Source organism: Diplocloster hominis (genome assembly GCF_032380655.1).
GTDB classification, from domain to species: domain Bacteria; phylum Bacillota; class Clostridia; order Lachnospirales; family Lachnospiraceae; genus Diplocloster; species Diplocloster hominis.
In genome coordinates this window covers 112,836-124,528 of record NZ_JAWDIY010000019.1, presented here as the reverse complement: position 1 = coordinate 124,528, position 11,693 = coordinate 112,836, and the positions used below count along the sequence as shown (strand labels likewise).

The 11,693-nt window shown below is 51.8% G+C and carries 8 protein-coding genes; all 8 read right to left on the bottom strand.

The features are described from left to right. Nucleotides 1–327: 327 nt before the first annotated feature. Nucleotides 328–3,921, bottom strand: a complete 3,594-nt coding sequence (locus tag ABC831_RS17365; RefSeq protein WP_343249352.1) for a lectin like domain-containing protein — start codon at nt 3,919–3,921, stop codon at nt 328–330. Between the two features lie 63 nt (nt 3,922–3,984). Continuing rightward, a complete protein-coding gene (gene nrdR / locus ABC831_RS17360; protein ID WP_158354034.1) occupies nt 3,985–4,434 on the bottom strand; it encodes a transcriptional regulator NrdR in 450 nt (149 codons plus the stop codon). A 75-nt stretch (nt 4,435–4,509) separates the two neighbouring features. After that, nucleotides 4,510–6,165, bottom strand: a complete 1,656-nt coding sequence (locus ABC831_RS17355) for a nucleoside kinase (protein ID WP_343249351.1) — start codon at nt 6,163–6,165, stop codon at nt 4,510–4,512. A 73-nt stretch (nt 6,166–6,238) separates the two neighbouring features. Beyond that, complete coding sequence (locus tag ABC831_RS17350) at nt 6,239–7,033, bottom strand: Nif3-like dinuclear metal center hexameric protein (protein ID WP_343249350.1); 795 nt, start codon at nt 7,031–7,033, stop codon at nt 6,239–6,241. Between the two features lie 25 nt (nt 7,034–7,058). Beyond that, nucleotides 7,059–7,754: a tRNA (adenine(22)-N(1))-methyltransferase gene (locus ABC831_RS17345; RefSeq protein ID WP_343249349.1), complete on the bottom strand. Its 696-nt coding sequence runs from the start codon at nt 7,752–7,754 to the stop codon at nt 7,059–7,061. Nucleotides 7,755–7,764: 10 nt separating this feature from the next. Then, nucleotides 7,765–8,862, bottom strand: coding sequence for an RNA polymerase sigma factor RpoD (gene rpoD / locus ABC831_RS17340; protein WP_158347664.1), 1,098 nt, complete (start codon nt 8,860–8,862; stop codon nt 7,765–7,767). 39 nt (nt 8,863–8,901) lie between these two features. After that, the gene (dnaG, locus tag ABC831_RS17335; RefSeq protein WP_343249348.1) at nt 8,902–10,677 is read right to left on the bottom strand and encodes a DNA primase; all 1,776 of its coding nucleotides are present in this window, start codon (nt 10,675–10,677) and stop codon (nt 8,902–8,904) included. After that, nucleotides 10,678–11,685: a deoxyguanosinetriphosphate triphosphohydrolase gene (locus ABC831_RS17330; RefSeq protein ID WP_343249347.1), complete on the bottom strand. Its 1,008-nt coding sequence runs from the start codon at nt 11,683–11,685 to the stop codon at nt 10,678–10,680. It lies immediately after the preceding gene. Between the last annotated feature and the right edge of the window lie 8 nt (nt 11,686–11,693).

Below are 11,693 nucleotides of genomic sequence, written 5' to 3'. Positions count from 1 at the left end.
GTAACTGCGTGGAGAAAGGGGCCTGTCCCCGGATGTTGGCTTATCCGGGGAAATAAAGCGAGTGCTTCCCGAGAAGGATGGACCATTACAGTCAACATCCGGGGACAGGCCCTTTTCTCTACGCAGTTACTTGAAAATTTCGCTTTCCTACCGAAAAGTGCCAGTCCCCTCTCAAAATCCCCATTTACCAAAATTGGCCGTGAATCGTAACTTTTATATCTGTTTTTCTATAACAAACAAAAGCAGTGCCGTATGCGCCACTGCTTTTTTGACTAATTTGGAATTCCTGTCAGGTACAGGCTGGGAACCAGTTGCTGTAACATAGAATCATTCGTTCCTTCTTCGTTTTCTTTTCAACAGTACGATACTCACAACGATCAGGAGAGCAGCCAGAACAGCCGCAGGTATTCCGACAACGACCCAGACCGGAAGCTTCTTATCCATCTCAACCGGCTTCACCGTTACCTCGGAATCTTTAGATTCATCCATGGTGCCCTGCTTTTTGCCATCCGCCACATCCGTCCCTGCCCCTGCAGCCGCAGCCGCCTGTACTACAGGCTCCTCCGATACCAGCACGGCAAACGGCGAAAGGGATACCACCTCCGCTGACACCCGCGCGTTTGTAACCACAGTCTCATATGCTTCCATCTTTTGATCCGCATAGTGAAGTATATAGGCGTTTCGTCCCTCGTATTTCGGATCAACCCGGAAGGTAATCATTAGTTTACCCAGATATTCTTCCGTATCCAGCACGACCTCCTGGCAGCTCACCAGTTCCATACCGTCCCCGGCTCTCTCCTTGAACATCTGGTATTCGTCACTCTCCATCGGTAAATCCGTACAGAGAAGTCTCGTATCCTGTACTTTAAAATTTCCGACGATACAGACCCGGACTTCCCCGTCACCCAGAGGCTTTACCATGTTTCTGGTTATTTTCAGCACGCCGGGTTTTACCGAGATGTTATAATTTTCCGCGCTTGCCTCCGCCATAATCGGATAGGTACCGGCCACGGTCTCCTGATCGGCCGCGCACTGATAGGTGACATATAGATCGGCTTTGGTATCTTGCCCCACCAGTGCATTTTCATTGATGTTGAATTCGAACGCCTGATTCTCTTTTCCAAAAGAACGGATCTGATCGGCCACCGTGATCCCGATCTGCTTTTTCAGGACTCCGACGTTAGCCGTGGAATATGCTTCCTCGTAATTCACCCTGTCTTCCGGGACAAAGACGATCCCGTAACCCTCGTTGTTTACGCCTGGCAGTGTCATCGGATCTTTCCACTGGAAGCTGCCCGGGACATGCTTACCTTTATATAACGCGGATGCGGTCAGATCCGACTCGCCCAGCTTCTGGCCGTACACCAGTGTGGAACCGCCGGCGCTAGCTATAACGGGCGCCGCCTTCTGCACCTTCAGAGGTATCTGCATGATGCAGGATTCATATCTGCTTCCAGGAGCAGGCGTAAACTGCGCCGTATAGGAGGACTTGGACACACTGGGCACTGTATCTTCATTGACCCAGCTCCACACCCCGCCTTTCACCGCAGGCAGCGTAATATCTGAAAGCTTCTGCTCCGGATCATAGACCGTCTTTGGCATCTTCGGGACTGTAGGTATGTTCGTACGTACTGCCACCGCATACAGCCCGTTTAACAGGTCTGTCTCTATGGTTAAGTGGCCGTCTTTCACACCCGTCAGGTCCACCGCGGCGGATGTACTGTCAGCAGCAGATATGGAATACAGCCGGATATTTTTCTCATCTGTCGTATCATAATATGGAAAATCCAGTTTTACCGATCTGCCCGGAACATACTTCTGCGTGTTCCTCTGCGCGCTGAGCTGATAGAGAACAAAGGAACCGCCCTGTATCTCAGGCTCCAATGCCTTATACGCCGCTTCATATAAACTTCCCTCACTGATTACCGAAGAGGTGAAAACCATATCTTCCGGAACGGCCCCATGGCCATCGGTCAATTTCACCTGCTCCGGGGTGGTCAGCACCGTATCTGATACGGAAAATTCCAGCTGATACTCCATGCTCTCAGGTCCGCCTGGATAGTCCAGATGAATCAACAGTCCCCGCTCAAACGCTTTCCTGGGAATGTCCTGGCCGGCCTGGTACTGTGTCCCGTCAGCTGACAGGATCACGATCTTCTCAGGATTACCCGTACGGCATTCCATCGAAAGCGCGACAGTTGAAGTATAGGAGCTAAGCTCCGCCTTGTTCGTGCCCGCCAGATCCGGGTTACTGACTGTCTGCTGGGACAGGCGTTTTCCCTCCGCGTCTTTCCCGGTTATGGTAAGCCTTAAGATACCCAAATCCGGCGCTGTATCACTGTACACCTTGATGCAGGCGTTCCCTAACTGCACCGGTACATCCTCCACCGTCATCTGACGTACCGCATCCTGCCACTTATCATTCTCTGCCGACCAGTAATAGCTCTGCCCTTCCTGATAATCCAGCTGCACCAGATTCGATCCATCCACAGCAGCTTCCTGAAGATACTGATATTTACCGCCGCTTTCCGCAGAGGCGACTACAGTAAAACTCTCTCCGGCTTTCACGGTGAATCCGCCGTTCTCCATCGGAAGTGTATGGAAACCGGCGTAGGGAATCATCATAGACTGATGATATACTTCCTGTCCGCTCTCCGGCACTCCATCTAACGCCGACCGGTAAACGGAGACATCCACCATCGTATCCGCCTCCAGCGTATACAGACCCACCGCTTTGATGGTCTCATTCCCGCGGGCAGTAAACTGATTGGCGAATTTCAGTTCCGCCGCATCGGTTAACATCAGCTCACCTGTTCCGACACCGTCGTATTGATAGATATTCTGATACACTTCTTCTTTGGGGCTTAAATCATTCTCAGGTACTGCCTCGAACAGCGTATAATCACACAGGCTTCTGTCATAATAAGACAGATAAAAATAACCGTTCTGATCCGTCTTTTGACCGCGGCTGTTTTTGACAATCCACGCTCCAGGCCCTTCCGGAAGGCTTTCTCCGGTAAAATTCGTCTGTTTATAGCTGTCATCCCAGCCGACGATGGTGATCCCCTGATTTGCCTGCTCATTGCCCGGATAGAAATAGGAACAGGTCTGTAAATTGTAATATTCGGAATCCGCTCTCGCCTTTTGGTCCTCATAATAGGAGGCTGCTACGGCACCGTTTTCCATCATACACTTCTTAATTTCCGCAGCTGCGGCCAGATCGCAGGAGTAGGACGTTCCGGACCACACTGCCGTCTCCGGCAGGTAATAGGCGTTAGCCATATGAATGCGGGAAACCGTGGTGTCTGACACCGCAGCCAGCGGTTCTTCGTAGGGAGCGTCTTTTTCCGCAGCCGCCCCATACCACCGTGCCAGCGTTACCGCCGCCTGCTGCCTGCTGCCTCCGGCCGAAAAAGCATCTGCGGCTTTTGCCGGAACCGTAAAGGTATCACCGCCTGCATAGGCGCTCTCATCTTCCGCATCGTTTTCTCCATGATAGACGGACCACGCCAGATGCCGCTCTGACAGATCCACTTCCGACGCCGCCTCCGCCTTTTTCATCAGGTTGGATTCCAGGGAGGCGACCGCCGCAAATGTCCAGCCGGTGGACGAATCCTTCTGATCCTTCACCGATGTCACGACATTTCGTCCCTCATCATCTCTCAAATCGAATCCGGATGGAATCCGCACTGTCTCCTTTGTCTCCTGCAGCTCGGGCATCGGACTTAAGATACTCTCATCTGCCAGCTGCATACGGACAGAACCGCTCTCCTGGGCCGTAAGTCTGCCCTGTATCACCGGTTCGCTGCTGATCTTATACTGGACGGGCGACTCCCCCAAAGCCGGCCGCGCCATGGTTATTGCCAATAAAAACGTCAAACCCAATGTACCTATTTTTTTATAGTTTTGTCTTATCCCCATGTACACCTTCACCTCTTACTGTCCAATTCTAAATTAAGAACCGCGTTCACTCCGCAGTCATTCTTAGTTTAAAATTTTCTTTATCTCGTCCATAAAAGTGTTCACATCTTTGAATTCACGGTAAACAGATGCAAATCTGACATAGGCCACGGTATCCAGGTCTTTTAACTTGTCCATCACGATCTCTCCAATCAGGCTGCTGTCGATCTCTCTGACTTCCTGGTTGAAGATATCGTTTTCCACCTCATCCACCAGATCGCTGATCTGCTTTGCGGATATCGGCCGTTTGTGGCAGGCCCGCAGTACGCCGGCTTCGATCTTTTTCCGGTCATACTGCTCCCTGTTGTTATCTTTCTTGATTACGATCAGCGGAATCGTCTCCACCTTTTCATAGGTGGTAAATCTCTTCCCGCATTCGTCACACTGCCTTCTTCTGCGGATTGCACTGTTGTCGTCTGCGGGCCTTGAATCGATCACCCTTGTATTCTCCTGATTACAAAATGGACACTTCATTCGCTCTCCTCCTCATGTATAATATCAATTATCCGCAGGGCTCTGCTGTTTGATCTACAGATCTCCTGCAGGCTTTTATACATAAAAACAGCTGCCGCCGACAAATTCTCTTAAAATCGAATTCTTCGGTATATGCTCCGTACCCACTCCGATAAAATAGTCCAGGAACTTAAGCAGGCGTTTTGCTTCCACATATTCTTCAGATTCCCTGGGGATTCCGAACAGGATCGGCTGGGCATATTGTTTTAATACGGCAAGCTCATAGATGAGAGCCGAGTTAAACATAACGTCCGCTTCCTCCTGATAAGGAAAGATATTCTCTTCTTCCCCTCTTCGTACCGAAGCCCACATATTGATAGTGGCATCCGCTGAGGTTCCTCTGGTCCTGTAGTCCCTGACCAGACGGCGGATCAGACGGCCGTCCGTACTGGGTATCCGATTGTGTTCATCGATGTTTAACTGGGTTAAGGCACTGATATAGATTTTGTATTTGCTGTCCCGCGGAAGCGTAGGCGACAGTTTGTCATTCAAGCCGTGGATTCCCTCGATGACCAGAACATCCTCCTCGCCAAGCTGCAGCGTCCGGCCGCGGTATTCCCGTTTCCCGGTCTTAAAATTAAAAGTCGGAAGCTCTATCTGCCTGCCTTCCAGCAGGTCGTTCATGTCCTGGTTAAACTGGCGCACGTCAAGCGCCTCCAGGCATTCATAGTTCGGTTTGCCATCTGAATCCAGCGGTGTCTTATCACGGTTCAGGAAATAGTCGTCGATGGAAATCGGATGCGGAGTCAGGCCCTGGGCCGTCAGCTGTATGGACAGCCGATGGGCAAAGGTTGTTTTCCCGGAGGAGGACGGACCGGCGATCATGACGAATTTCTTCTCCGGCCGGGCGCAGATCTCTTTCCCGATCTCGGACATCTTGTGCTCCTGCAGTGCTTCCTGCACGAGTATCAGATCATTGATTTCCCCTTTGGTGATCCGGTCATTTAAACTTCCCACCGTTCCGATCTTTAACATCTCTCCCCATTTTTCCGACTCTTTGAGGACATGGAAAAGTTTTTCGTGAGGGTTGGCGGACGGCACCTTCTTCGGCGCGTGCCTGGTCGGAAGCTGAAGGACGAAGCCCTCATCATACAGATACAGGTCAAAGTATTTCAGATAGCCGGTATCATTTACCATATATCCGTAATAATAGTCCTCGAATTCATTGATGCTGTAGATATTCACCTTGGAAACCATACGGTACCGGAACAGCCGTTCCTTGTCATACATACCATGAATGCCAAACAAGCGGATCGCGTCATCCGTATTGACCGAGCGTTTCATGATCGGGATCTTGCGCTCCACCAGTTCCTGCATCCGCGCCTTGATCCGATCCAGCAATTCCTGTGTCAGGCTGGTATCCGCCTCCAGGGTACAGTAAAGCCCCGCTCCCAGAGAAAAGTTCACCCGGACATTGCGCACCTGGTCATGGCCGCAGACATCATACACCGCTTTGATCATCAGCAGCAGCACGCTTCTTTGGTAAGTCTTCATACCGCTGGAATCCCTGGCCGTAATAAACGACAGTTCACAGGGCTCTTTTAACTGCTTGTGCAGTTCCCTCAACCGGTTATCCGCCATAACGAGCAGAATGTCATCCTCGAATTGAGGCTGATATTCCCTGGCGATATCCAAAAATGAAGTTTGCCGGGGATATTCCCTTTCTTCTCCGTTTACGGTAATTCTAATCATTTCCTGCTCCATAAGTCTCACCTTCCAGATCCTTTCCTTCCTTGCTTCCTGGTTACCCGGCCCCCCGTCCGGCCTAAACCACTTCGAACGGCTGGCAGACCGGCGCTTTTATGATCTCAACCGCCGGTATCTGTTCCCGCAGGAACCGTTCCATATCCTCTATGAAAATGTGTTCAATCCCGTAATGCCCGGCATCGATCACAGTCATCCCCTGGGAAACCGCATCGATCCCCTCGTGATGATCAATATCTCCGGTAATCAATACCTCAACCTGCTCATTCAGTGCAGCCTTTATCATACTCTTTCCCGATCCGGGAGCCACGGCCGCGCAGGCCACTTCCCGGTTAAGATCCCCAAATACCCTGACATTGGGCAGGCGGAACGCATCTTTTACATAGGCGCAGCATTCCCGCACTGTCATGTTCCTCGGAAGGGCCCCGATCCTGCCAAAGCCCTGGCTCTCCCCGGACGCGCGGTTGATCCCGCAGACTACCGGTTCCAGAACCCTGCACCCGGTCAGCTTCAGATATGCCGCGGCAAGCTCCGCCATGCCGCATACATCATAATTCGTGTGCATCGCGTAATAAGACAGATCCGCCTGGATCATGCGGATAATCCGCCGTCCGATAAAATCCTCCGTATTCACCTTCCGCAGGGGCGAAAATATCATCGGATGATGGGTGATCAGCAGATCCGCCCTGGCAGCCACCGCCGCGTCTATAACAGCCTCCGTGGCGTCCAGGCCGAGATAGATCCTGTCTACCTCTTTCTCATAACTTCCGACCAGAAGCCCCGGGTTATCCCATTCGCAGGCGTACGCAACCGGATATCTGGCTTCGATCCGTTCACAGATTTCTTTACATTTCATAGGGTTTTCCTCTTACCTCAAATTTCTATTCAAATACAGACAGTGCTTCCCGTACCAAAGAGAGCTCCTGCTCCACTTCCTGAAGCCGTCTCCCTACTCCCTGCCGCCTTAACTTCCGGCAGAGCTCCTCATTAAGCTTCTGTTCTTTCAGAAGATAATCGCGCAGAACCGGATGCCTGTCTCGCAGCAGGCACGGGCCATACTTAAACCCTGTCGTACAATATATGCCGTCCGGCTGGTCCATATTTCCTCCAACTGCTTTCATCATGGGATAATATTTACCATCCTCCAGAACCATATCTTCCTGCACAATGCGAAATCCCTCACTGTACACAAATCTGCGCACCGCCTCGATCCCGGACTGGGGCTGCAGAATCCATTCCCTCATGGCCTGCGCCACCTTCCGGCTCTGGGTGAGGATACGTATCGTAAGGGGGCCGCCCATGCCTGCGATAACACACGCATCCGCCTCCCCCTCTTTTATTTCTTTTAATCCATCTGACAAACGGGTTTTTATGTAATCCGTAAGCTGATGCATCCGGATATGCTCGTCTGCCCGTCGAAGCGGCCCGGCGTTCACGTCCAGCGCAATCGCCCGTGGAATCACTCCCCGCTCCACCAGTTCAATGGGGATATATCCATGATCCGTACCTACATCAGCCAGTACGGTTCCGGGCGTTACCAGAGCGGCAACCGCCGATAATCGTTTTGACAACTGCATGAGTCGGCTCCTAGTCCAGATAATCTTTCAGCTTACGGCTGCGGCTGGGATGGCGCAGCTTTCTAAGCGCTTTGGCCTCGATCTGCCGGATGCGCTCCCTGGTCACATTGAACTCCTTACCTACTTCCTCCAACGTTCTGGCCCGCCCGTCGTCCAGACCGAAGCGGAGCCGCAGTACCTTCTGCTCTCTCTCCGTAAGGGTTCCCAGCACTTCTACCAGCTGCTCTTTCAGCAGCGTAAAGGCCGCGGCGTCGGCCGGTACCGGTACATTATCATCCTGAATAAAATCGCCCAGATGGCTGTCCTCTTCCTCTCCGATGGGTGTTTCCAGAGATACCGGTTCCTGGGAAATCTTCAGGATCTCACGCACACGCTCCACCGGCATGCTCATCTCTTCTGCGATCTCTTCCGGGGTAGGTTCCCGCCCCAGTTCCTGCAAAAGCTGCCTGGAGACCCGGATCAGCTTATTGATCGTCTCTACCATATGCACCGGGATACGAATGGTTCTGGCCTGATCCGCGATGGCTCTCGTGATAGCCTGGCGGATCCACCAGGTCGCGTAGGTACTGAACTTGTACCCTTTCCGGTAATCGAATTTCTCCACGGCCTTGATCAGGCCTAAGTTTCCTTCCTGGATCAGGTCCAGGAACAGCATTCCACGGCCCACATAGCGCTTCGCTATACTGACCACCAGACGTAAGTTGGCTTCGGCCAGGCGCTTCTTCGCGTCCTCATCGCCGATCTCCATCTTCTTCGCCAGCTCTATCTCTTCTTCCGCGCTTAAAAGGGGAACCTTACCGATCTCTTTTAAATACATACGCACCGGGTCCTCAATGCTGACTCCGTCGGGAACGGTCAGGTCGATGTCCTCTACTTCCACCTCATCCTCTTCATCCAGAATGATATCGTCATCGTCCTCTGTGATGCGCAGTACATCAATGTTGTTGGCCTCAAGGAAATCCAGGATCTTGTCGAACTGATCCGCATCCAGTTCCATATCCCGGAAAAAATCATTGATCTCCTGATATTCCAGCACATTTTTCTTCTTTTTGGCAATCGCCAGCAGTTCCTGCAGGCGTTCTGAGAACTTCGCCATATTTTCTTCCATTTTAGTTCCATCCTTCCATAGCTTGTTAGTATTTTATCCTTAATCCCAGGAAATATGCAGTTTCTCCATGCGTTCCAGCATACGCTTGTCCTCAATGATCCTCTGAAGACCTGCGATATCCGCCAGATCCATGTGATCGGAACGGTATTCGATGCTGTTGCGCTTTATCCGGCAAAGGGTTTCTTTCAGCGCTTTTTCTTTTTCTTCTTTTGTCTTAACATCTTTTAGGGTGGCATTAAAGAGGGCAGCCACTTCCCGCTGTTCCTCCGGCTCTTCAAACCGGCTGAGGATCTGGGCAGGCTTAAGCTCTCCGCTCTCTAACTGGGCAAACAGCATCTGCGCCACCGTCCGGTGCAGCGTATAAGTGAAATCCTCTGTACCGATGTAATCCTTCACTGTCTGAAACAGCGCGGGCTCTTCGATCAGCCAGGTCAGCAGCAGTTTTTCTGACGTGGACATACCGCTTTCTTTACTCCTGGCTCTGTCCGCCGCCGGTCTGGGGCGCTCCCGCGGCGAAACGGCCGATTTGCTTAATCCCAGCTGGTTCACCAGCTTACGCAGGTTCTCGTAGCCCACGGGATATTTTTTGGCCACCGCTTCTATATAGTTATTTCTCTCGATTTCTTCTGTAAACTCCAGCAGCTTCTCAGCAACCGCCCGGTAAAACGCGGTCTTACCCTCCGGGCTGTCCATCTCGTATTCATTCTCCATCACGGAAAGCTCAAACATAAAGCTGTTCTGCGCCTGGTCGATCCGCTCCTGAAAAGCTTCCGGCCCCAGATTCTTAATAAATTCATCCGGGTCTTTGTATGGCCTCAGATTTAATACTTTAGCCGTCAATCCCGCTTCCTTTAACATGGGGATCGCCCGCATGGCAGCCTTGACTCCCGCACCGTCGCTGTCATAGACCAGCAGCACCTGCTGTGTATACCGCTTCAGCAGACTGGCATGCTGTGTGGTCAGCGCGGTTCCCAGAGAAGCCACCGCATTGGTAAAGCCTGCCTGGTGCATGGAGATCACATCCATATACCCTTCACAAATCAGCAGACTAGGCTTTCTGCTGGACTTGGCGATATCCAGTCCGTAGAGATTCCGGCTCTTATCAAAGATCCTGGTCTCGGGCGAATTCAGATACTTAGGCTTCGCGTCACCCATAACACGGCCGCCGAACCCAATCACCCGGTGATGTACATCCATAATCGGAAACATAACCCGGTTCCAGAACTTATCATGGGGCCCCTGCTTCTCATCGTAGGTCACCAGCCCGGATTCTTTCAGCTGTCCGTCGCTGTACCCCTTCTTCTTCATATAACGGTACAGATCATCCCGGTACATCGTGGAATATCCCAGGCCGAATCTGCGGATCGTCTCCTGTGTAAGCGCCCGGCCGGTCAGATAGTCATGAGCGGCCTGGCCGCCTTTTTGGGACAGCTGATAATAATAATACCTGGCCGCCTCCTTGTTGATCTCCAACAGGACACTCCTTAAATCATTCTGCTTCTTCGCCTCGGGGGAATATTCCTCCTGGGGCAGCTCTATGCCGGCCCGCTGTGCCAGCACCTGCAGCGCTTCCAGAAACGTATAATTTTCATATTCTCTTAAAAAGGTAAACACATCTCCTCCCGCTCCGCAGCCGAAACAGTAATACATCTGTTTGGACGGGGTCACGGAAAAAGATGGTGACTTCTCGTTATGAAAAGGGCACAGCCCGAAATACGTGCTGCCTCTTCGCTGCAGCTTCACATAGCCGGAAATGACATCCACGATATCATTTTTCATCCGCACCTCTTCGATCAATTCCTCTGAAAATAACATCTAATACACCTGCCAGGAACTGGGAATATAAAATTCGGTAAACTTCGCGATCGCGAACTGATCTGTCATCCCAGCAATATAGTCACACACCACCCGATCCAGTCCGCACTGTGCGCTCAACATCTTCGTGAACTGCTCCGGCAGCAGATCCGGGTGTTCCATATAATACATAAACAGGCCCTCCAACATGTTGATGGCCTTTTTTTCTTCTCCTTTGGCCCGCGGGTTCGTATACACGTGGGCAAACATAAACTGGCGAAGCTCCTTCATCGCCTCTTCCACTTCCTGGGACATACGGATATCCGCGATATCCTCGCTGTTTTTAATCATATCGTGAATCAGCGTATTCAGACGCTCCCTGGTGGTAAATCCCAGGGTCTTCCGATATTCCAGCGGAATATCCTCCTCGGTAAGTATCCCGCCCCGGATGGCATCGTCAATATCGTGATTTATATAGGCGATCTTATCCGAGAGTCTCACCACTTTTCCTTCCAGCGTATGTGGACTGCCGGCCGTGCGGTGGTTCAATATCCCGTCCCTGACCTCCACAGTCAGATTCAGGCCAGCCCCCTGCTTCTCCAGCACTTCCACGATCCTCACGCTCTGTTCAAAATGGGTAAAGCCGCTGCTGCACAACCGGTCCAGCACCGATTCCCCCACATGGCCGAAGGGCGTATGCCCCAGATCATGCCCCAGTGCCACTGCTTCCGTCAGATCCTCATTCAGGCGCAGCGCCTTAGAAATAGTTCTGGCGATCTGTGACACCTCCAGCGTATGGGTCAGGCGCGTCCGGTAGTGATCTCCCTGCGGAGTCAGAAAAACCTGGGTTTTATGTTTCAGTCTCCGAAAAGATTTACAATGCAGAATCCGGTCCCGGTCCCGCTGATATACAGGCCTTATGTCACAGGGAGGTTCTTCCCTGTCCCGGCCCTCGGAATTCCTGCTCAAAGAAGCATAGGGACTCAAAAACTCCGTTTCCCATTGTTCCATTTTCTCACGTATCGTCAAGCGCAACA

Bases quoted from the DNA above. Each gene is read 5' to 3' on its own strand.
- rpoD (WP_158347664.1), bottom strand. From the start codon at position 8,862: ATGGAAGAAAATATGGCGAAGTTCTCAGAACGCCTGCAGGAACTGCTG.
- ABC831_RS17365 (WP_343249352.1), bottom strand. From the start codon at position 3,921: ATGGGGATAAGACAAAACTATAAAAAAATAGGTACATTGGGTTTGACG.
- ABC831_RS17350 (WP_343249350.1), bottom strand. From the start codon at position 7,033: ATGAAATGTAAAGAAATCTGTGAACGGATCGAAGCCAGATATCCGGTT.
- dnaG (WP_343249348.1), bottom strand. From the start codon at position 10,677: ATGTTATTTTCAGAGGAATTGATCGAAGAGGTGCGGATGAAAAATGAT.
- ABC831_RS17345 (WP_343249349.1), bottom strand. From the start codon at position 7,754: ATGCAGTTGTCAAAACGATTATCGGCGGTTGCCGCTCTGGTAACGCCC.
- nrdR (WP_158354034.1), bottom strand. From the start codon at position 4,434: ATGAAGTGTCCATTTTGTAATCAGGAGAATACAAGGGTGATCGATTCA.
- ABC831_RS17355 (WP_343249351.1), bottom strand. From the start codon at position 6,165: ATGATTAGAATTACCGTAAACGGAGAAGAAAGGGAATATCCCCGGCAA.